The organism is Sphingomonas sp. BGYR3 (assembly GCF_025153455.1).
In the GTDB taxonomy this organism is placed as follows: domain Bacteria; phylum Pseudomonadota; class Alphaproteobacteria; order Sphingomonadales; family Sphingomonadaceae; genus Sphingomonas.
Genome location: NZ_JANZNT010000001.1, coordinates 1,259,789 through 1,280,731 on the forward strand (window position 1 = coordinate 1,259,789; position 20,943 = coordinate 1,280,731).

Below are 20,943 nucleotides of genomic sequence, written 5' to 3' on the forward strand. Positions count from 1 at the left end.
ACGGACGGGCAAGGCAGTGACGGACGCACAGACAACCAAACCGGGCAGCCGGAAACCTGCGGCCGCACGGGATGTCGGCGACGCATTGCGTGCCGTTTATCATGATGCGGTTGACGAGAGCATTCCGCGCGAATTGCTCGATCTGCTCAACAAATTGTCCTGAACCCGGCCATGAACTCGCCGGGTCGGCAAGAACCTGACCCGGGATCGATCACCCCGGGCCGATCCCGCTGGCCGACGGGCACCCGCGTATTCCTGATCCTTGCCGGGGCCCTGTTCCCGCTGGCGGTAATTGCCCTGTCCGCGACGCTGCAGACCGCACGACAGGTGGACCGCGACCAGGCGGAACGCATGCAGGCCGCTGTCACCGATGCCGCACGCGCCCTTTCCATCGAACTGGTCGGCGATATCACTGCCCTGTCGGTTGCAGCACAGGCGCTGGCGGAAAACCCGGACGATGCGGCCAGTTGTGCCAGAATTCGGGGCGTCTTTGCCGCGCAATCGGCGCAGGGTGCCGTTTTTGCCATCCTGACAAGGGACGGCCGACTTCTCTGCGGAACGGCGATCGCGGGCATTGGGGCGCCCGATCCCATGGTCAGCGGACCGGAGGTCAGGCTGACCGACAATGGGTTGATGCTGTTGGCCAGCGGCATGAATGGCGTCCGGGCCGTCGCGCTCTATCCGCGCCCGATGGTCGCCGCCTCGGCCCGGCCGCAGGGATTTCTCTCCGCATTCGGAACCACGCTGATCCATGAGGACAAGACCCTTCAGCTGGAGCCGCTGCCCCGCAGCGGATGGCTGGACCGGGTCGACCGCGTCCGCGCGCAGCTGGGCCTGGACGGCTTGCGGCTTGAATTGCAGATGCGCGGGCCGGCCGTCACCTCTGCCCTGCTGATCGCCCTGTTGCTGCCGCTCTTGATGTGGGCCGCGGCGGCAATCATCGGCTGGTTCGTCGTCGACCGGCTGCTGATCCGTCCACTGCGCCTGGTTCATGCCGGCGTGCGCGCCTATCGGCCGGGCGACGTCATCGATGCGGCGCAGTTCGGTACGATCTCGTCGCAGGAACTGGCCGATCTTGGCAGCACCTTTGCCGATATCTCACGCACCGTTCAGCAGCACCAGACCGATCTGGCCGACGGGCTGTCGCGCCAGACGAAACTGACCCGCGAAGTGCATCACCGGGTAAAGAACAACCTTCAGGTGATTGCCAGCCTGATCAATTTCCATTCGCGCGCCGCCCCCGTCCCCGCGGCGCTGGAGGCCTATGCCCTGATCCAGCGGCGAGTGGATGCCCTGGCAGTGGTCCATCGCCATCATTTTGCGGAACTTGAGGATAATCAGGGGCTGGAACTGCGCTCGGTGATCGGCGAACTGGCGTCGAACCTGCGCGCCACGGCACCGGAAACCGCATCGCGGATGACGATCGGCATCGACATCGCCCCGCTGCTGGTATCGCAGGATGTTGCCGTCGCCGTCGCATTCCTGATTACCGAGCTGATCGAACTGGCAATGCAGGCCACCCCCTCGCCCGCCATCACCATCTCGATCAATCCCGATGAGGAACAGGAGGGCCTGGCCATTCTGCGCGTCAGTTCCAATGGTCTGGTCGACAATGCCGAGTTCCGCGAGCTGTATGACAGCCGCTATGGCCGCGTGATGACCGGCCTGTCGCGGCAGCTTCGCGCGACGCTGCACCACGATCCGCTGGTCGGCGCTTATGAAATCGCCATCGCCGCCCGTCGCCGGGTGAACGGATAAAAAATGTTTCGGGGGATGGAACCCGAAACGACCCGCACCGTTATAACCTTCGGATAGCGATCAACGCCCCCCGCTCTCGCTGTCCAAGAACAGAACCCGGATGTGCCCGACCCTCCCCCCCCGGCGGCGCATCCGGGTTCATTCATTTCCGGGCGTTTTTTCCAGGAAAAATCTGCGTTTCTCGCTCCGCCGGACCGGCTTGGAACCATATCCGGCTCAAAGCATTTTGATCGGGCGAGTTAAGAATGGAGCATGATCATGCGTAAAGTCGTCGCAATGGCCCTGATGGCCGGAACCCTGTTGGTCAGCGCGTGCAACACCGTCGAAGGCGTCGGCCGCGACGTCGAGTCGGTCGGCGACACCGTTGCGGACACCGCGAGCGGCGCGAAATAATCGTTTCTGAGTGCAGTCGGTCCCAAGCTGGGGTCGTGGGAAACCACGGCCCCATTTTTTGTCGGCTTGTTGCGTGAACTGGGCCTACCTCAGCCCTCTACAGCCGTATCCTCGCGCTTGCGGCGCTTTTCGGTGAACCAGATGCCGATGATCGCCAGCTCGTACAGAATGACCAGCGGCACGGCCAGCAACAGCTGGGATCCCACATCGGGCGGAGTCAGCACGGCCGAGATCGCAAACGCTCCGACGATCGCATAACGCCGCGCGCTTTTCAGCTGCGCCCGCGTGATCAGGCCCGCCGCCTCCAGCAGCATCAGCAGCACCGGCAGCAGAAACGCCAGGCCAAAGGCGAACAGGAACTGCATCACGAAATCAAGGTAGTTGCCAACGGATGGCAGCGCCTCCTGCGTCACCCCGCCGCCCAGATCGCCCTCCATGCCCAGCAGAAAGGTGAGCGCGACCGGAATGGCGATGAAATAGGCGAGGCAGGCTCCCATGGTGAACAGCACCGGCGTCGCCAGCAAAAACGGCAGCAGCGCCTTCTTCTCCCGCCGGTACAGGCCGGGGGCGACGAACTGCCACAACTGGTTGGCGATCACCGGAAAGGACAGCATCAGCGCGGCAAAGAATGCCACCTTCACCTTCACCAGAAACGCCTCGAAAATCTGGGTATAGATCAGCTTGTTCTGCCCCGCATCGGCCAGCGGCTGAACCAGCACGCCAAAGATCGGCTTGGCAAAGGTGAAGCCGATGAAAAAGAAGATCACCAGCGCGATCACGCTGAACAGCAGGCGTCGGCGAAGCTCGATCAGGTGGTCCAGCAGCGGTGCCTGGCTATCGTCAATCTCGTTCACGGGCGGGGGGCATCCGGTGCGGGCGGAACGGCGGGGGCCGGCTGATCGGCCGGTGCAGAGGATGCCGGATCGCGTGCGTCCGGCGTGCTATCGACGATGTCGGGCCGGGGCGTCTGCAATGCAGGCGCGTCGGCATAGGGGTCGACAACCGGCTCGGCCGCCGCCGTCCCGTCGGCTTCGGGCCGATGGGGGGCGGGCAATGCATCGACGGACGGGAATTCCCGCATGATCCGGGCATTTTCCTCTGCCCATTTCTTTTCCATCTCGGCCAGCTCGGCCTCGCGCACCATATTGTCGAACCCGGCGCGGAACTGCCGCGTCACCGCGCGCGCCTTGCCGACCCACTGGCCGACGAACCGCATCGCCTTTGGCAGATCCTTTGGGCCGATCACCAGCAGCGCAACGATCGCCACCAGCATCAATTCCGTCGGTGCGACGTCAAACATCGTGGCGCAATCCGCCGATCGTCCAGCGCATGGCGTTCGTCGTCCCGGTCAGCGAGAAATCAGCGTGCGTCGCGGGCGCGGTCGGCGTCGCGGTCCAGCGTCGGGTCGACCCGCTGTCCCTCGATCCGGGTCGGTTCGGCCTCCGGCTTGCTATCGTCCTCGGCCATGCCCTTCTTGAAATTCTTGATACCCTTGGCGACGTCGCCCATCATGTTGGAAAAGCGGCTGCCGCCAAACAACAGGATGACCAGCACGGCAACGACCAGCCAGTGCATCAGGCTCATACCACCCATCGGAAAATCTCCTCGAATCCGCCCACCGCATCTAGGCTCCAAACCCGACCGGGACAAGGATCGAGATCGCCCGTCGAACGCCGCCGACAAGAAGCGCAGCGCAGTCGCGTAGCCAACGCTACGCGCAAGCAAGCGACGATGCTCGGCGGCCTTCGACGGGCGATCGCAAAGCGGCGGGCGGATTTTGGCCCACGGCGTCGTTGCGCGTCGGTCACGATGCTTCGGCATCGCTCCCTCCTTGCGCCTAGCCGTGCACCAAAATCCGCTCCGTCTCGACCATGTCCCGGTCGAGTTTGGAGCCTAGGCGTCTTCGTCGGGCTTTTCCACCTCAAGCTGCTCAAAGGCGAGATCGACCGGATCGAGCAGTCCTGCGGCCCGCAAATCGTCGATACCGGGCAGGTCGCGGCGGCTCGACAGGCCGAAATGCGTCAGAAACGCCGGCGTCGTGGCATAGGTCAGCGGCCGGCCCGGCACCTCGCGCCGGCCGGCGGGGCGGATCCATCCGGCCTGCATCAGCACGTCGATCGTTCCCTTGCTGATCTGAACGCCGCGAATCGCCTCGATCTCGGCGCGGGTTACCGGCTCGTGATAGGCGATGATGGCCAGCGTCTCGATGCCCGCCCGGCTCAGTTTGCGGGGCTCTTCCCGGTCGCGGCGCAGGAAATGGGCCAGGTCGCCCGCCGTCTCGAAATGCCACCGGTCGCCGCGCCGGACCAGCACGACGCCCCGCCCGGCATAATCGCCGGTCAGCCGGTCGATCGCGCCGCGCACATCGGTGTCCGGCCCGACATGGGCCGCGATCTCCGCAATCGTCATCGGCGCGGAGGATGCGAACAGCACCGCCTCCACCGCGCGCTTCGCCTCGTCGGCCACGGGGTCATCCGGCTGCATCGGCGGCCCTGACATAGAGCGGGGCAAACGGCGATTGCTGGCGCAGCGCCACCCGCCCCTGCCGCGCCAGTTCAAGCGCGGCGACAAAGCTGGAGGCAAGCGCCGACCGGCGATACCCCGCATCGACCGCATCGGGCAGGAAACTGTCCAGCGTCGCCCAGTCGATCCGCGCCCCGACCAGCGCGGACACCCGCTCCAGCGCGGTTTCCAGCGTCATCACCGGGCGGCGGGCAACCACGTGCAGCACCGGGCGGCTGCGCGCGCTCACCCGGCCATAGGCCGCGATCAGGTCATAGATTTCCGCCTGCCACACCGCATGGCGCACCGTGCGCAGCCCCTCCGGCGCGCCGCGGGCAAAAACGTCGCGGCCCAGCCGGTCGCGCGCCATCAGCCGGGCGCCCGCCTCCCGCATCGCGTTCAGCCGCTCCAGCCGCAACGTCAGGCGCAGCGCAAGTTCTTCGGGACTGGGCTCCACATCGGGATCGCGCGGCAGCAACAGGCCGGATTTCAGATAGGCGAGCCAGGCCGCCATGACGAGGTAATCGGCCGCAACCTCCAGCTTCAGCGCGCGCGCCTCGGCGATAAAGGCCAGATACTGATCGACCAGCGCCAGGATCGAAATCTGGCGCAGATCAACCTTCTGCGTCCGGGCAAGCGCCAGCAACAGGTCGAGCGGCCCTTCCCACCCGTCCACGTCCACAGTCAGCGTATCGGCTTCCCCCTCGCCCATCCCGTCATATCAGCAGGGGATGGGCGATTTGTCATCCCCGGCTTTTGCAATTCCGCCGCATGGGACCGGGGCCGCCCTTCGCCATAACCGCAAACGAAAACGGGCCGGGCGCCCCCACGCCCGACCCGTCCCCTCCAACGCCCCCCGCTCAAATGGGGACGTATCGCCCTTACGCCTGCATGATCTGCGGCAGGGCAGAGGCATAGCGTTCCACATCTTCGATCTTGCCGCAACTGACCCGCGACCATTCGGTCCATTTGCCATAGGCGCCGCGGATCATGATCTGGCGGTCGGCCATCGCGGTGCGCAGCTTGTTGGCGTCGGGCACCTTCACGAACACGAAATTGGTCTGCGACGGCAGGGCGGTCAGCCCGGCCTTCTTCACCGCGGCCTCGATCATCTGGCGGCCCTCCGTCACCTTTGCCTTGGAATAGGTGGTGAAGGCGGTGTCGTTGAACGATGCGATGGCGGCGGCCAGGCCGGCGGTGTTGCCGCCCATGCTCATTTCATATCCGCGCACTTCCTGAACCACCTTGGGCGATGCGATGGCATAACCGATGCGCAGCCCGGCCAGGCCATAGATCTTGGAAAAGGTGCGAACGACGATGACGTTCTCGCCCTTTTTCACCAGGTCGACGACGCTGTTCTGCTCCGGGAAATCGAGCAGTTCGTTATACGCCTCGTCCACCAGCACCGTCGCCTGGGGCGACACCTTGGCGATGAACGCGCGCAGCTTGGCATTGTCGATCAGGACGCCCGTCGGATTGTTGGGGTTGCAGATATGGACCAGCTTGACGTCCGGCGTCATCGCGGCGGCCATCGCGTCCAGATCGGTGTCCAGCATCGCGGTCAGGGGAACGCGGATCACCTTTGCCCCCTTGCGTTCGGCATAACCGACCGTCGTGTCCCAGAACAGTTCGGGGGCCAGAATGGACCCCTTGTCCTTCCATGCCAGCGCGGTGGCGGACAGCACCTCGGTCGATCCGCTGCCCAGCAGCACCATGTCCGGGGTGACGGCAAATTTTTCCGCGATCATCGCGGTCAGCCGCTGGGCACCCCCCTCGGCATAATAGCATCCCTTGGACGACCAATCGTACATCGCCTTCAGCGCGCTGGGCGCGGGGCCATAGGGGTTTTCGTTGCGCGACAGCAGGGCCACGCCATCGCCCGGCCCGAACAGCGGCGGTTCGGCGGCGCTGGCGGCAAAGACAGAGGTGGAATTGCCGGCCGCCGCGATCAGCGGGGCAGCGGAAGCGGCGCGGATCAGCGACCGCCGGGACATGGTCATCGTCATCGTCTGAACTCCTCGATCAGCCATGCTGTTCACAGCACGTGCATTCCGTTGCGGATCATGATTGCGCCGACAAACACCAGATACAGACCAAAGATGCGGCGCAGCATCTCGGGACTAAGGCGATGGGCGGCCGCGGCCCCCCATGGCGCGGAAAAGATCGACGTGGCGGTAATCGCCGCCGCCGCGGGCAGGTTGACGTAACCCAGCGAGCCAAAGGGCAGGCCGGGCATGTTCCACCCGATGATCGAAAACCCGATCACGCCGGGCAATGCGATGATGAAGCCGATGCCGGATGCGGTGGCGATCGCGCGGTGGATCGACTTGCCGCACAACGTCATCACGATGATCGCGATGGTGCCGCCGCCGATGCCAAGCAGCGAGGAAAAGGCGCCAAGGCCGCCGGCAATCCCCACCTTTGCCGCGCCGCCGGGCAGTGCCTGCGCCACCTGACGCCCGGCAAACATCGGGAACAGGAAATGGACGGCCATGATCATCATGCCGCCGCCAAAGATGATGGCCAGGCCACCGCCCGGCACCCGCGCCGCCAGTACCACGCCCGCGCCGACGCCAAGCACGATCCACGGCGCCCAGCTTTTCAGCATGTCGAAATCCACCGCGCCGCGCTTGGCGTGCGCCTGAACCGACCGGATGGACGTGACGACGATGGTGGCCAGCGACGTGCCGATGGCGACATGCGCGATCTCGTTCGGTGCCGTGCCCAACAGCGGCAGCACCAGGAACAGCGCCGGGACGACGACGAAGCCGCCGCCGATGCCGAAAATGCCCGCGGCAAAGCCAGCGAGCAGGCCAGCGGCCAGCATGGCCAAAATGGTGATCAGCAGGTCAGCAGTCATGCACGCACCCCGTGTGCGAGGCGCGCCGAACCGTTCCGAACAAATAACCCGCGTGACATGGGACGCCCTTTCAAAAGGGTGAAAACCAGGTCTCTCCGATCCTGCCTGTCCGAGGCGCCCTGTACGGGCTGTCACGCGGTGGCGAGGTTTATCGTGGGTTCCTCTGTCGCGCCGGGAATCCGGCGGGCGGCGCGCTGCGAATCACGCCGCGACCGAACCCTAGCAGCGTCGCGCAACGCGGCAAGGGTTGTTCATGCAATTGAAAGCAACGCGTCACGTTTCCCGATCAGTGTTGCAAAATCGTCGGGCTGCGTCCCGGCCCGGCGCTGGCGCATCGCCCGGTCCAGCCGGTCCAGCGTCACCTGCGGTGCATCGCCGATGCTGGCGGCGATATCCTCCATCTCCGCCATCCGCGCCCAGCAATCCAGCACCACGTCGCATCCGGCCGCAATGGCCCCCGCCGCCTTTTGTCCCGCCGTGCCGGACAGGGCCTTCATGTCGATATCGTCGGTCATCAACAGGCCGTCAAAGCCGATCCGGCGGCGGATCACGTCCCCAATGACGACCGGCGACAGCGTGGCGGGCCGTTCGGCATCCCATGTCTTGAACAGAATGTGCGACGTCATGCCCATCGGCGCATCGGCCAGCGCGCGGAACGGGTGCAGATCCTGTTCCAGCGCCGCCTCGTCCGCATCCACTGTCGGCATGTCGTAATGGCTGTCCACCCGGGCGCGGCCATGGCCCGGCATATGCTTCACCACCCCGACCACGCCTGCGCGCGCCAGCCCGTCCAGCACCGCGCGGCCCATCGCCGCCACACGCATCGGGTCGTGGCCATAAGCGCGCTCGGCAATGGCGGGCGTGGTGTCGGGATGACAGACGTCCAGGAGCGGCAGGCAATCGACGGTGATGCCAACCTCGGCCAGCATCGCACCGATCGCCTGCGCATTGATCCGCGCGGCCTCGATCGCGGTGGCGGGGGCGATATCGTACAGCGCATCGAACCGGGGACCGGCGGGAAAGGCGGGCCATTCCGGCGGCCCCATCCGCGCCACCCGGCCGCCCTCCTGATCGATCAGGATCGGCAGGTCGCCCCGCCCGGACAGGTCGCGCAGTGAGTCGGTCAGCGCGCGCAGCTGCGCACGGTCCACCACGTTCCGGCGGAACAGGATGTACCCGACGGGATCGGCCTCACTGAAAAATGCGCGTTCGTCGGGGGTGATCGCTGGGCCGGACAGGCCATAGATGACGGGCTTCATGCCCTTCGCCTAGCTCAAGCGGATGGCTTGGGAAACCGCCCCGCTCAATCCGCCGCGACGAAACAGCTTTCGCCCGCGACCTTCAGCCGCTGGCACAGCTCACGCGCCTGCATCGCGCTGCCCGCATTGACGCGCAGGCGGCTGACCGACCGGCCATTCACCTCGGCCGACTGGACCGACTTGCCCAGCGGGGCCAGCCAGGGAAAGCGGCGGCTGAGCGCAGACCATGCCTGATCGGCGGCCACGCTGGTCGGATAGGCGCCAAGCTGGACGACCGATCCGCCACCGCCGCTGCTCGCTGCAGCCGGGGCGGCCGTGTTGGGCAGCAGCGGCTTTGCCTTTTCCGGCACGGGCGCCGCCACCTTGGGCGCGCCGGTTGCCTTGGGCGCGGGCGCACTGGGCACCACCTTGCCCGCAACCGGGGTTTCCATCGTCCGGGACAGATCGACCGACGCGTTGGTCACGGCCCCCTCGGTCGCGGCATAGACGCTGTCGCCCTCCCCCGCCATCTTCATGCCGCCGGGATCGGTCGGCTTGACCTTGTAATCGCCCTGGGGCGCCGCGATCAGCGATCCATCCCCGTCGCCGCCGGACGGGCGCGACATCATCGAATAGGCAAAGCCGAGCGCGGCCAGCAGCACGATGCCCGCCACGACCAACAGGCCGATGCGCGACCAGCCGGATCGGGCCTCGTCGAAATCCTGCGCACTTTCCAGCCAGGGCAGCTTTTCGCCGTCCTCGAACCCGTCAATGCGTCTGTCGGTCATCACCCCATCTCCGTCACGGCCGCGACACCCATAATCGACAGACCGTTTCGAATTACTTGCCCGATGGCATCGCCCAGCGCCAGCCGCGCCCGTGTCAGGTCGGGACGGTCGGCAATGACGAAACGGCGGGCGGGATCATCATTGCCCGCATTGTACAGCGAATGGAATTCCGCTGCCAGATCATAGAGATAGAACGCAATCCGGTGCGGTTCGCGCGCCGCGGCCGCCCCCTCGACCACCCGCGGGAACTGCGCCGCCAGCTTGACCAGCGACAACTCCTCCGTCCCAAGCAGGGACAGGTCGGCCGGTCCGTCGGCGATTCCCGCCTCTGCCGCGCGCCGTTTCATCGAATGAACCCGGGCATGGGCATAGTTGACGTAGAACACCGGATTGTCCTTCGACGCCTCGACCACCTTGGCGAAATCAAAGTCCATCTGCGCATCCGCCTTGCGGGTCAGCATGGTAAAGCGGACGACATCCTTGCCCACTTCGCGCACGACATCGGCCAGCGTCACGAAATTACCCGCCCGCTTCGACATCTTCACCGGTTCGCCGCCGCGCAGCAGGCGCACCATCTGCACCAGCTTCACGTCGAACCGCGTCCTGCCCTCGGTCAGCGCGGCGACGGCGGCCTGGATGCGCTTGACCGTGCCGGCATGGTCCGCGCCCCAGATGTCGATCAGCTGATCGGCCGATTGCGCCTTCTGGAAATGATAGGCCATGTCGGCACCGAAATAGGTCCAGCTGCCGTTCGATTTCTTGATCGGCCGGTCCTGATCGTCGCCAAACTTGGTCGCGCGGAACAGGGGCAGCTCGACCGGCTCCCAATCCTCGGGCGTCTCGCCCTTGGGCGCTTCCAGCACGCCGTCATAGACGAGGTCGCGGGCGCGCAGCCATGCCTCGGCCTCTTCGGGCTTGCCCGCCGCCTGCAATTCCGCCTCTGACGAAAACAGGTCGTGATGGATGCCGAGCAGCGCCAGATCGGCCCGGATCATCACCAGCATCGCCGCCACCGCGCGGGTGCGGAACAGCGCCAGCCACTCGCCCTCGTCCGCGCCGACGAACCGGTCGCCATATTCCGCCGCCAGTTCGGCGCCCACGGGCTTCAGGTAATCGCCCGGGTACAGCCCCTCGGGGATCTCGATCGTCTCGCCCAGCGCCTCGCGGTACCGCAGATGCGCCGACCGGGCGAGCACGTCGACCTGCCCGCCCGCATCGTTGACATAATATTCGCGGATCACCCGGTGCCCGGCAAATTCCAGGAGCGAGGCCAGCGCATCGCCGACCACCGCGCCCCGGCAATGGCCCATGTGCATCGGCCCGGTGGGGTTGGCAGAGACATATTCGATGTTGACGGTGACGCCCTGTCCGCTGGTCGACCGGCCATAACCGTCGCCCTGCCCGGCAATTTCGGTCATCTCGCCGCGCCACACATCGTCGATCAGGGTCAGGTTGATAAAGCCCGGCCCGGCGACCGACACCGCCGCAACCGTATCCAGCGCATTCAGCTTGCCGGCAATCGCTTCGGCCAGCGCACGCGGATTGGTGCCCGCGGGCTTGGCCAGCACCATCGCGGCGTTGGTCGCCAGATCGCCATGGCTGGCATCGCGGGGCGGCTCGACCGTGATCGACCGGCGCTCCAGCCCGGCGGGCAACACGCCATCGGCCTCTAGCGCATCCAGCGCGGCGTTCAGATGGGCGGCGAAACGGACATAAAGCGACATTGCAGGTTCCAAGCGGTTCGGATCAGCGCGGCGCTTAGACCATGCGCGGATCAAGGGCAAAGGGGTGGGACAGCGGGCGCGGGCGTCAGCCCGCAGCGACCGCGCGTCGTCGGCTGCCGATCCAGCTGTTGCCGGCGAACAGGACGAGGCCCGCCCAGATCAGCGAAAAACAGATCAGGTGCGCCGTCGTCATCACCTCTCCGAACACGCTGATCGCCAGCACGAACTGCATCGTCGGGGCCAGATACTGGATCAGGCCAAGCACGGTCAGCGGCAGTCGGCGGGCAGCGGCGGCGAACAGTAACAGCGGCACTGCCGTGATGGCGCCCGCCGTCAACAACAACGTGGTCGTCGCCGCATCGCTGCCCAGCGCAACGCCGCCATGCCCCGCCTGCCAGAACATCCAGCCGGCGGCAAAGGGGGTCAGGATCGCGGTTTCGATGCCCAGCCCCTCCAGCGATTCAACGGGGGCAAGCTTTCGCACCAGGCCATAAAATCCAAAGGAAAAGGCCAGCGCCAGGCTGATCCACAGCGCCGCGCCCGCGCCGCTGGCCAGCACCGCGACGCCCGCCGCGGCCAGCGCGATCGCCGCGCCCTGCACCCGGTTCAGCCGCTCGCCAAGCAAGGTCACGCCCAACAGGACGTTGACCAGCGGATTCAGGAAATAGCCCAGGCTGGCGGCCAGCACCTGATGATGCTGAACCGCCCAGATATAGACCAGCCAGTTAACCGAAATCAGCGCCGCGCTGGCCATCAGCATGGCGATCGTCCGCCGGTTGGCCAGCACCGAGCGCAGCTTTTCCCACCGGCCAAGCATCAGGATGATCGCGCCCAGCAGCACGACCGACCCCAGGATGCGCATGGCGACCACTTCCCACGCCGTCACATGGGCCAGAAACGCGAAATAAAGCGGCAACAGCCCCCACAGGACATAGGCGCCGAACGCCTGGGTCAGCCCCTTGCGGCACAATGGTTGGACGGGGGCGATGGCGGGTTCCACCCCCGCGATCTAGGGGCGATGCTGCGCCGCGTCAAAACAGCTGTGGTTTGGGCGCACATGGCCGTGCTTGCCGCATCGTCCCGGCCGCCTATCTGTGATCCCGTCCCAACCGGCGGGGCGATCCCCGCCCTGGCAGGAGAGCGGCCATGCGTCTGAGCCATTTAATCCCGGTTGCCGCACTGATGCTGGCCGCGTGCCAGCCCATGCCGAATGCGCCCGGCCCGCCGGGCAAGGAGAACGAGATGAGCCAGCCCCCGCTTGGCAACACGCGCTGGCAACTGGTCGAATTTCAGTCGCCGAACGATCGCATCGGAACGATCAGCCCGGCTGCACCCGACCGATACAAGCTGGATTTTCAGGCCGACGGGCGGCTGGCGATGCAGCTCGACTGCAATCGGGGGATGGGCCAGTGGCGCGCGGATGGGGCGACACTGACGATGACCAGCGGGGCGACGACGCGGGCGATGTGCCCGCCGGGCACCTGGGACATGCTGATCGCGCGCGATCTTGGCAAGGTCGCGTCCTATGTCGTGCGCGACGGCGACCTGTATCTTGCCCTGACCGACGATGGCGGCATCTATCGCTGGCGGCGACTGCCCTAAACGCGGATCAGGCCCGGCACATCTGCGCTGCGCGGCAATGCCGGGAACAGCGTGGCGGCCACCCGTTCCCGGTCCAGCGCGAAATGCTGGGCCACCGCACTGGCGATCAGCGCGTCCAGCCCCAGCGTGGGGCGCAGGTCCCGCTGCTCCAGCAGCTTGTCGGGCGCAAGGCCGGGCCAGTCGGCCACGATCCGCCCGCCCTTCACCGCGCCGCCGATCAGCATCGCCATCGCGCCCGTGCCGTGATCGGTCCCTTGCGTGCCGTTGACCTTGACCGTCCGGCCGAACTCGGTCGCCACCAGCACCAGCGTGCTGGCCCAATGGTCGCCAAGGCCGGTGCGCAGCGCGCCAATCATCGCATCCAGCCCGCGCAGCTGCCCGGTCAGGCGGCCACGCTGCCCCGCATGGGTATCCCATCCGCCGGTTTCGATCATCGCGACCCGCTCGCCCGCTGGCGCGGCCAGCATCCGGGCGGCCAGCGCCCCGGTCGCGGCGGCATTGCGCCCCGCCTCTGCGGCCAGATCGCCGGCCAGCATCCGCGTGGCATTCGCCTGCTGCCACAGGGCGTGCAGCTGCGCATCGCTTTCATACAGCGCGCCGACCCGCGCCAGCAGGTCGTCCGACGCATCGGGCAGGTTGGACGGGGCATAGGATGCGACCTCCACCGGCCCGCGCAGCGCGACGGGGACGGTGGCGGCGATGGCAATCGCCTTTGCCTCTGTGCGCGGCAACAGGGTGAGCAGCCGGTTCAGCCAGCCATCCTTGACCGCATAGGCAGCGGCCCCGCCCGTCTCCAGCACGTTCTGCCCATCGAAATGCGACCGCTCGCGATAGGGGGAGGCGACGGCATGGGCGAACAGCGCCTCGCCCTTGCCATACAGGGCGGACACCTCCGTCAGCGCCGGATGCAGCGCGAACAGGCCGCCCATGGTCGGGGCGCTTGCGAAATCCTCGGCCAGCACGCCGCGCGCCGCAGCGAATGCCGGGTCGCCGGTTGGGGCCAGGATGCCCAGCGAATCGGCCGCGCCGCGCTGGATGATGAACACGAACCGCCGGTCGGTGGCGGGCGCGGCCATCACCATGCCGGGCGCGGCAAAGGTCAACAGGGTGGCCGGTCCGGCGGCGGCCAGCAGGGCGCGACGGGAAAGCGTCATCGTCTATCTCCGCATCATTTCGGGGCAGGCGAGCAACAGCGCCAGCGCCTGTGTGCCATCCTCGGCACGGGCAATCGCCTGACTGGTGGCCGCGCCCAGCGTGTCGGGGAACAGTTTCGGGGCCAGCGCGCGGGCATCGGCCGCCCGACCCATCCGCATCGCCAGCCGCTCCGCCGCCTCGACGCGGCGCATCACGGCATCGGGCGCGGCCCAGCTGGCGGCGATATCATCGAACCCGGCGGGCGATCCGGGTCGCCAGACCGGCTGGCCCAGCTGACCCAACAGGCCGACCGTGGCAAACCGGGGCGCCTCCTCGACATTCAGCGCGCGCAGGGCGGCGATGTTCCATTCCCATGGTGTGCGGAACTTCACCGGCTCCGGCACCCATGCCTCCGGCGAATCGATGATCGCGCGGTACAGCGTCGGCAAATCGCCATCGGATGCCAGAAACGCCTTTTCCAGCCGCGCGACCATGGCGGGCGGCGGCGTGTCGCCCGCGAAATGCCGGGTCAGCTTGGTGGCGATATGCCGCGCCGTCATCGGATGGACGGCGAGCATGTCCAGCACCGCCAGCGCCTGTTCCTCCCCGCCATCGGGATAGGTCCGGCCCAATATGGTGCGCGCGCCCGGCTGATGCATCTGCGGTACGAACTGGAACGCGCCGTCGCTGGCATCGGCCTGTCCCGCCAACCGCCGGGCAATCTGGCCCCGGCCGAATCCCGCCGCCGTCCATCCGGTCAGCGCGCGGGCGAATTCGGTTACGTCGTTCTGGCTATACCCGCCCTTCACGCCCAGCGTGTGCAGCTCCAGGATCTCGCGCGCCAGATTTTCATTGAGGCCCAGCTGCCGCCGCCGCGCCCGCTGGCCCAGCACGCTGTCCGGGCCGACCGACTGCGCCTGATCCAGAAACATCAGCATCGCCGGATGCCGCGTCGATGCGCGCACCATGTCGCGGAACGTGCCCATCACGTGCGGCCGGATCGCCTCGAACTCCATCGGCCCGGCCAGGGCCAGCACAGCGGGCTTGTCGGTGGAAACCGCGAAATGGTTGGACCAGAAATGAACCAGCCGCTCGGCGAACGGCGTATCCGTGGCAACAGCCGCCTGCACGCGCGCGGCCACCGCAACAGGATAAAGTTCACGCCCCCGCTCCCGAACAAACTGCTGCACCCGCTGTTCCAGACCGCCCATCGGGTTCTGCTGTCCCGGCGGCATCGCGGCCATGGTGTCCATCCCCTGCCCAGCCATCGCCTGCCCGGCCATGCCCGGCATCGCAGGATCGCGCCCGTCCATTTCCGACATCGGGCCGGCCATGGGGGCGTTCGCGCCCTGCTGCATCATCCGGCGGCGCGCGCGGCGCTGGTCCTGGGGCGATCCCTGTCCGGCGGGCGGCGACGTGCCCTGATCGCCATTCTGATTGCGGGCCCTGCCCGGCTGCACGCCTTCTTCCATCAGCTGTTGGCGATAGTCGATCACAGCGCGCGCAACCGCCTCGCTGCCCGGCACCGATGCCAGCACGGCCGGCCGCGGGTCGAACCCGTCAAGCTGACGGATCAGCCATTGCCGGGCATCGCCGCCGTCCGACCGGTCGGGCCGGGCGCCCAGCCCAAATCGGTTTTCGGCAATCTGAAGACTGGCCATCGGCGCTATCCCTTATCCTCTCGGTCCGGGGATAATGCCTGTCTGTCGCAAAACTGTCCCAGCCAAACGGATCACTCAACGCTTCACCGCTGCGGCAAACCGTCTGGTCGCCGTTCGTCGGGGTCAGTCGCGCGCGATCCGGCTGACCAGCAGCTTGTCGATCTTGCGTCCGTCCAGATCGACGATCTCGAACCGCCAGCCCTGTTCGCGGAATACCTCGCCCTCGTCCGGCAGATGCTTCAGCACCGCCAGCGCCAGCCCCGCCACGGTGGCGAAGTCGCGATCTTCGGGCAGGTCGATGCCGATCCGGTCGGCCAGCAGGTCGGCCGGCGCTTGTCCCGCGACCAGCAGCGATCCGTCCTCTCGCTCGACGATCATCGCGCCCTCGCCCGGCTCTGCATCCGACGCGAATTCGCCCGCGATCGCGGCCAGCAGGTTGGCCGGGGTCACGATCCCTTCGAAATGCCCATATTCGTCATGAACGAACCCCACCGGTACGTCCGCCCGGCGCAGCATTTCCAGCGCGTCCATCGCATCCAGCTGATCCGGCAGCACCGCCGCCTGCCGCATCAGCGCACGCAGGTTCAGCGGCTCGCCCGCGACCATCGCTGCCACGATGTCGCGCGCCTGCACGACGCCCAGCACGCTGTCGATCGATCCGTCCGCCACCGGCAACCGGGTATGCGGCGTTTCGCGCAGCCGCTCGCGCAGCGCCGCCTCGTCCAGCCCGGCGTCCAGCCAGTCCACTTCGGTGCGCGGCGTCATCACCTCGCGCACCGGCCGGTCGGCCAGGCGCACGACGCCCGAGATGATGGAGCGTTCATGCTCCTCGATCACGCCGGACTTGGTCGCTTCCGACACGATCAGGTGCAGCTCCTCTGCCGTCACCCGGTTTTCCGATTCGCGGGCCAGGCCGAGCAGGCGAAAGACCAGCGCGCTCGACGCATCCAACAGCCAAACGATTGGCGCCGTCGCCACCGCCAGCCAGCGCATGGGCAGCGCGACCCAGATCGCGATCCGTTCGGGCGAGCGCAGCGCAAACTGCTTGGGCACCAGTTCGCCGACGATCAGCGATGCGTAGGTGGTGATGCCGATCACCACGCTGAACCCCAGCGTCTGCGCCAGTTCGGCATCCAGGCCCAGCATCTCGATCCGCTTCGCCACCGGCCCGCCAAGGCTGGCGCCCGAATAGGCACCGGCAACAATGCCGATCAGGGTGATGCCGATCTGAACGGTCGACAGGAACTTGCCGGGATTTTCGGACAGCTCGATCGCGGCGACCGCGCCCCTGCTACCCCCCTTGGCCAGTCCGTCCAGCCGGGCGCGACGTGCCGACACGATCGCCAGTTCCGACATGGCGAACACGCCGTTCAGCGCCACCAGCGCAAGGATGATGACGACGTCGAGCCAGGGAAATGGGGGAAGCGGTTCCATCTGCGTGATGACGCCTTAGCCGGAACGCCCCACGCTTCACAATGGGTTCAGCGAAACAGTCCGATGCGCTTGCGGAACAACTGGCAATTTTTACGGTTGTAGGGTGGAATGAAGGCCCCCGGCGTCAGAATGGGGCAAAGACGTAAAACGGAGGAACACAGATGAAGACTGCACAAAAGATCATGATGGCCGGTGCCGTTGCCGCGATGGCAGTGACCAGCGCCTGCGTCACCGATCCGGTGACCGGCGAAAAGCGGATTTCCAAGACCGCGATCGGCGGCCTGGGCGGCGCGCTGGGCGGCTATCTGCTGGGCGACATCGTCGGCGGCCGCAATGATCGCACGGCCAAGATCATCGGCGCGGGCATTGGCGGCATCGCAGGTGCGGGCATTGGCAATTACATGGATCGGCAGGAGCGCGAGCTGCGCCAGCGCACGGCCGGCACCGATATCGAGGTGACGCGCCAGGGCGACGACCTGCTGCTCAACATGCCGTCGGGCATCACCTTTGCCACCGACAGCGCCAGCATCCAGCCGCAGTTCCGCACCACGCTGGATCAGGTCGCGCAGGTGCTGGCCGATTACAACCAGACCTATGTCGATGTGTATGGCCACACCGATTCGACCGGCAGCGACAGCTATAACCTGACCCTGTCGCAGCGGCGCGCCGATGCGGTTGCCGATTATCTGTCGACCCGCGGCGTGGCCCGCGCCCGCATGGGCACCCGCGGCTTCGGCGAAACGCAGCCGGTTGCCGACAACACGACCGAGGCCGGCCGCGCGGAAAACCGCCGCGTCGAAATCAAGGTCGTGCCGATCAGCCAGAACGAACTGGCCCGCTGATCCCTTACCGGACTGGCGTTACGCGAAAGGGCGGGGCAGCGATGCCTCGCCCTTTTCCGTTTCGTGCCGCAGCGATGCGCCGAATCGGTGCGGCCTAGCGGCGCTGCCCGAAAAAATCGCGCAGCAGCGCGCCCGCCGCATCCGCGCCGATCCCGCCATAGACATCCGGCCGGTGGTGACAGGTCGGCTGCGCAAAGAATCGCGGGCCATGATCCACGGCGCCGCCCTTTTCATCCGATGCCCCGAAATACAGCCGGGCAATGCGCGCATGGGCGATGGCGCCCGCGCACATCGCACACGGTTCCAGCGTCACCCACAGGTCGCAATCCTCCAGCCGTTCCCGGCCCAGCACGCGCGCAGCCTCGCGAATCGCGAGGATTTCGGCGTGCGCCGTGGGATCGTGCATCCGGCGCGGGGCATTGGCGGCGGTCGCGATCACCTGTCCGTCCCGGACGATCACGGCCCCCACCGGCACCTCCCCGACCGCCGCTGCGGCGCGCGCCGCCTCGATCGCGGCAAGCATCGGGGATGGCAGGGGAAACATTGCGCTGCTATGCGGCGCGTCAAGGCCGGGTGCAAGCCAGCGGTTGACGCCCCGGCGCTTTTCCAGTAGCGGCACCGACTTTCCGGGCAACCCCGAAATCAGGATTGAACATCATGTCGCGCATTTGCGAGCTGACCGGCAAGGGCCGGCAGGTGGGCCACAATGTTTCCCACGCCAACAACAAGACCAAGCGCACGTTCCTGCCGAACCTGCAGAACGTCACGCTGATCTCCGACGCGCTGGAGCGTTCGGTGCGTCTGCGCGTGTCGACCCATGGCCTGCGTTCGGTCGAACATAATGGCGGCCTGGACAACTGGCTGCTGAAGACCGGCGACGATTCGCTGTCGCTGCGTGCCCGCCGCCTGAAGCGCGACGTGGCCCGCAAGCTGGCTGGCAAGGCGAGCGCCTGATCCCTTCGATCCGCCGGATGCGTTCAGCGTGTCCGGCCACGATCCATGCAACAGGCCGGGCGGGTCATTCCGCGCCGGCCTTTCGCATGTCCAAGCGAAACTTCATCAACAGGCTCTGCTGAAGGATCGACTGATTGTCGTCGGATGCGATCCACAGGATCACGTCCTTTCCCTCCCGCGTCACCGCCAGCGCCTCGTAATTCTCGACGCGCGTACCCTCGCCGAACTCGGCAATGGTGCGAACCGGAGCGGTCCCGTCCGGCACGATGGTCGCGCGGTCGATGATGCCCAGCCTGACGCGCCAGCGATAGGGCATGTCGAACCGCCGCAGCACCACGATGAGGTTGCCGTCCGGCAGCTCCGCCGCGTCGGTGACGCGGTATTTGTCCTCTGTCCGATAGCGTAGCGGAACGGCCTTCACGCCGGGCAGGGTCGGATCGCGGGCAAACAGGAACGCAGGAAAATGGTCCGGCACGCCCCAGATCGGATCTTCGCCCAGGACCAGAAATTGGCCGTCCGCAAACCGGACCATTGCCTCTGCCCCGCGGTTCAGCTCCCATCGGCGCATCGCCTTTGGCCGGACATGCGCATCGGAACGAACCGGACCCGGTCCGGGGACATAGCGCCAGATGGCGTTCTTGCGTTCATACGCCACCCAGATCCGGCCGGTTGCCGGATCGGCGGTCATCGCCTCGGTATCGCGGTCTTCCTTCAACCAGCCGCCGCCCGGCCCGTCGGTCAGGTCGCCAAAGACCGGCTTGCCCGGCCGGCCGAACACCGGCATCGAAAACCGCATCCAGTTGCCGCCGTCGCTCAGCAGCAAAAAGGTGCGCCCATCGGTCGTCATGGCGGAAAAGCCGCCAAAGGCGGGATCGAAACTGGCCATCGCCATGCCGCCCAGATAGGTGAGCGGGCCAAGGTCGCGCCTCTCCGGCTGATCCGGGTACAGCGCTACCTCGGTGAACGTCACCTGCGGGTCCGGCCCGTATAGGGGCAGCTTGTCCAGTCCGGCATAGCCGGGCGTCACGAACAGCATGGCGGCAAGGACGATGGGAACGGGGATGCGCACGCTCCCCCATACCCATTCATGCGGCACTGCACACTGACAAAGTCGATGCCGCTGCGCCCCCGCCGGACGGTGCTCCCCGGGATGAACGCCAGATGAATTGGGTGTTCAGGAACCGATCAGCGGCAATCCGCGATGGCGTTGCATACCGGATGGCCGCTTGTTGCGTATCGCGGCTGCCAAATCCGATTTGTCCTCCGGTAGCGTAGCGAGGATCGCGGCCGACCAGCATTCAGCCGGTCGGCCGCCCATCCCGGCAAAGCCTCAATACATGTGCTGACCGCCGTTGATCGACAGGGTCGATCCGGTGACGAACCCTGCCTCGTCGGAACACAGGAACGCAACGCCGCGCGCGATTTCCGTCGCCTGGCCCAGACGGCCGACCGGGATTTTGGCCACGATCTTTTCCAGAACCTCGGCGGGGACGGCCGCGACCATGTCGGTGTCGATATAGCCCGGGGCGATGGCATTCACCGTCACGCCGAACTTCGCCCCTTCCTGCGCCAGCGCCTTGGTAAAGCCGTGGATGCCCGATTTGGCGGCGGCATAGTTCACCTGGCCATATTGTCCGGCCTGGCCGTTGATCGACCCGATATTGACGATCCGGCCCCATTTGCGATCGCGCATCCCGGGAAAGGTCGCCTTGGCCATGTTGAAACAGCCGCCAAGATTGGTGTCGATCACTTCCTTCCACGCCTGATACGTCATCTTCAGCAGCGTGCCGTCCCGCGTGATGCCGGCATTGTTGACGACGATATCGACGGGGCCAAGCGCATCCTCGACCACCTTGACCCCGGCCATCGTGGCTTCGTGATCGGCGACATCCCATTTGAACGCCTGGATGCCGGTCCGCTCGGTAAAGGCGCGGGCGCGTTCGTCATTGCCGGCATAATTTGCGGCAACGGTGATCCCCTGCTCCTTCAGCGCCAGGCTGATCGCCTCGCCGATCCCGCGGGTGCCGCCAGTAACGATTGCCACTCGTGCCAT

The 20,943-nt window shown here is 66.6% G+C and carries 23 protein-coding genes; 6 read left to right on the forward strand and 17 right to left on the reverse strand.

Going from position 1 to position 20,943, the window contains the following annotated elements; genetic code table 11:
* The first annotated feature begins 16 nt into the window (after window positions 1–16).
* The 3 genes from NYR55_RS05780 to NYR55_RS05790 all read left to right on the forward strand — a co-directional run bounded on the left by NYR55_RS05780 (window position 17) and on the right by NYR55_RS05790 (window position 2,151).
* Entirely contained in the window at window positions 17–163 is a 147-nt protein-coding gene (locus NYR55_RS05780; RefSeq protein ID WP_260020256.1) for a NepR family anti-sigma factor, read from the forward strand.
* Window positions 164–171: 8 nt separating this feature from the next.
* Complete coding sequence (locus NYR55_RS05785; RefSeq protein WP_260020257.1) at window positions 172–1,758, forward strand: sensor histidine kinase; 1,587 nt, start codon at window positions 172–174, stop codon at window positions 1,756–1,758.
* A gap of 258 nt (window positions 1,759–2,016) precedes the next feature.
* A complete protein-coding gene (locus NYR55_RS05790) occupies window positions 2,017–2,151 on the forward strand; it encodes an entericidin A/B family lipoprotein (RefSeq protein ID WP_260020258.1) in 135 nt (44 codons plus the stop codon).
* Between the two features lie 89 nt (window positions 2,152–2,240).
* On the opposite strand, the gene tatC is transcribed toward NYR55_RS05790, so the two are convergent.
* The 11 genes from tatC to rarD all read right to left on the reverse strand — a co-directional run bounded on the left by tatC (window position 2,241) and on the right by rarD (window position 12,263).
* Complete coding sequence (gene tatC, locus NYR55_RS05795; protein WP_260020259.1) at window positions 2,241–3,005, reverse strand: twin-arginine translocase subunit TatC; 765 nt, start codon at window positions 3,003–3,005, stop codon at window positions 2,241–2,243.
* A complete protein-coding gene (gene tatB / locus NYR55_RS05800) occupies window positions 3,002–3,451 on the reverse strand; it encodes a Sec-independent protein translocase protein TatB (RefSeq protein ID WP_260020260.1) in 450 nt (149 codons plus the stop codon). The genes tatC and tatB overlap by 4 nt, the downstream gene beginning before the upstream one ends.
* Window positions 3,452–3,510: 59 nt before the next feature.
* Window positions 3,511–3,744 carry a twin-arginine translocase TatA/TatE family subunit gene (locus NYR55_RS05805; RefSeq protein ID WP_260020261.1) on the reverse strand — a complete coding sequence of 78 codons (234 nt, stop codon included), beginning with the start codon at window positions 3,742–3,744 and terminating at the stop codon, window positions 3,511–3,513.
* A gap of 300 nt (window positions 3,745–4,044) precedes the next feature.
* Window positions 4,045–4,635 carry an SMC-Scp complex subunit ScpB gene (gene scpB / locus NYR55_RS05810; RefSeq protein ID WP_260020262.1) on the reverse strand — a complete coding sequence of 197 codons (591 nt, stop codon included), beginning with the start codon at window positions 4,633–4,635 and terminating at the stop codon, window positions 4,045–4,047.
* On the reverse strand, window positions 4,622–5,365 hold the full coding sequence (locus NYR55_RS05815; protein ID WP_260020263.1) for a ScpA family protein: 744 nt from the start codon (window positions 5,363–5,365) through the stop codon (window positions 4,622–4,624). The genes scpB and NYR55_RS05815 overlap by 14 nt, the downstream gene beginning before the upstream one ends.
* 169 nt (window positions 5,366–5,534) lie before the next feature.
* On the reverse strand, window positions 5,535–6,659 hold the full coding sequence (locus tag NYR55_RS05820; RefSeq protein ID WP_260020264.1) for a histidinol-phosphate transaminase: 1,125 nt from the start codon (window positions 6,657–6,659) through the stop codon (window positions 5,535–5,537).
* A gap of 29 nt (window positions 6,660–6,688) precedes the next feature.
* Complete coding sequence (locus NYR55_RS05825; protein ID WP_260020265.1) at window positions 6,689–7,513, reverse strand: sulfite exporter TauE/SafE family protein; 825 nt, start codon at window positions 7,511–7,513, stop codon at window positions 6,689–6,691.
* Window positions 7,514–7,764: 251 nt separating this feature from the next.
* Window positions 7,765–8,772: a glycoside hydrolase family 3 N-terminal domain-containing protein gene (locus NYR55_RS05830; RefSeq protein WP_260020266.1), complete on the reverse strand. Its 1,008-nt coding sequence runs from the start codon at window positions 8,770–8,772 to the stop codon at window positions 7,765–7,767.
* Window positions 8,773–8,816: 44 nt separating this feature from the next.
* A complete protein-coding gene (locus NYR55_RS05835) occupies window positions 8,817–9,539 on the reverse strand; it encodes an SPOR domain-containing protein (protein ID WP_260020267.1) in 723 nt (240 codons plus the stop codon).
* Window positions 9,539–11,263, reverse strand: a complete 1,725-nt coding sequence (gene argS / locus NYR55_RS05840; protein WP_260020268.1) for an arginine--tRNA ligase — start codon at window positions 11,261–11,263, stop codon at window positions 9,539–9,541. Before argS ends, NYR55_RS05835 begins: the two co-directional genes overlap by 1 nt.
* An 85-nt stretch (window positions 11,264–11,348) precedes the next feature.
* The gene (gene rarD / locus NYR55_RS05845) at window positions 11,349–12,263 is read right to left on the reverse strand and encodes an EamA family transporter RarD (RefSeq protein ID WP_260020269.1); all 915 of its coding nucleotides are present in this window, start codon (window positions 12,261–12,263) and stop codon (window positions 11,349–11,351) included.
* A gap of 146 nt (window positions 12,264–12,409) precedes the next feature.
* Between rarD and NYR55_RS05850 the strand changes: the two genes are divergently transcribed.
* Window positions 12,410–12,865, forward strand: a complete 456-nt coding sequence (locus tag NYR55_RS05850; RefSeq protein ID WP_260020270.1) for an META domain-containing protein — start codon at window positions 12,410–12,412, stop codon at window positions 12,863–12,865.
* Here NYR55_RS05850 and NYR55_RS05855 read toward each other — a convergent pair.
* From NYR55_RS05855 to NYR55_RS05865, 3 genes are all read right to left on the reverse strand, one after another.
* Window positions 12,862–14,019, reverse strand: a complete 1,158-nt coding sequence (locus tag NYR55_RS05855) for a DUF1501 domain-containing protein (RefSeq protein ID WP_260020271.1) — start codon at window positions 14,017–14,019, stop codon at window positions 12,862–12,864. The genes NYR55_RS05850 and NYR55_RS05855 overlap by 4 nt on opposite strands.
* A 3-nt stretch (window positions 14,020–14,022) precedes the next feature.
* Window positions 14,023–15,660, reverse strand: coding sequence for a DUF1800 domain-containing protein (locus tag NYR55_RS05860; RefSeq protein ID WP_260020272.1), 1,638 nt, complete (start codon window positions 15,658–15,660; stop codon window positions 14,023–14,025).
* Window positions 15,661–15,783: 123 nt separating this feature from the next.
* Entirely contained in the window at window positions 15,784–17,094 is a 1,311-nt protein-coding gene (locus NYR55_RS05865) for a hemolysin family protein (RefSeq protein WP_260020273.1), read from the reverse strand.
* 161 nt (window positions 17,095–17,255) lie between these two features.
* Between NYR55_RS05865 and NYR55_RS05870 the strand changes: the two genes are divergently transcribed.
* Window positions 17,256–17,936, forward strand: coding sequence for an OmpA family protein (locus tag NYR55_RS05870; RefSeq protein ID WP_260020274.1), 681 nt, complete (start codon window positions 17,256–17,258; stop codon window positions 17,934–17,936).
* Between the two features lie 94 nt (window positions 17,937–18,030).
* Here NYR55_RS05870 and NYR55_RS05875 read toward each other — a convergent pair whose 3' ends face one another.
* Complete coding sequence (locus NYR55_RS05875; protein WP_260020275.1) at window positions 18,031–18,480, reverse strand: nucleoside deaminase; 450 nt, start codon at window positions 18,478–18,480, stop codon at window positions 18,031–18,033.
* 113 nt (window positions 18,481–18,593) lie between these two features.
* On the opposite strand from NYR55_RS05875, the gene rpmB reads away from it, so the two are divergent.
* Window positions 18,594–18,890 carry a 50S ribosomal protein L28 gene (rpmB, locus tag NYR55_RS05880; RefSeq protein WP_260020276.1) on the forward strand — a complete coding sequence of 99 codons (297 nt, stop codon included), beginning with the start codon at window positions 18,594–18,596 and terminating at the stop codon, window positions 18,888–18,890.
* A 64-nt stretch (window positions 18,891–18,954) separates the two neighbouring features.
* On the opposite strand, the gene NYR55_RS05885 is transcribed toward rpmB, so the two are convergent.
* Entirely contained in the window at window positions 18,955–19,959 is a 1,005-nt protein-coding gene (locus tag NYR55_RS05885) for an esterase-like activity of phytase family protein (protein ID WP_260020277.1), read from the reverse strand.
* 261 nt (window positions 19,960–20,220) lie between these two features.
* Complete coding sequence (phbB, locus tag NYR55_RS05890; RefSeq protein WP_260020278.1) at window positions 20,221–20,943, reverse strand: acetoacetyl-CoA reductase; 723 nt, start codon at window positions 20,941–20,943, stop codon at window positions 20,221–20,223.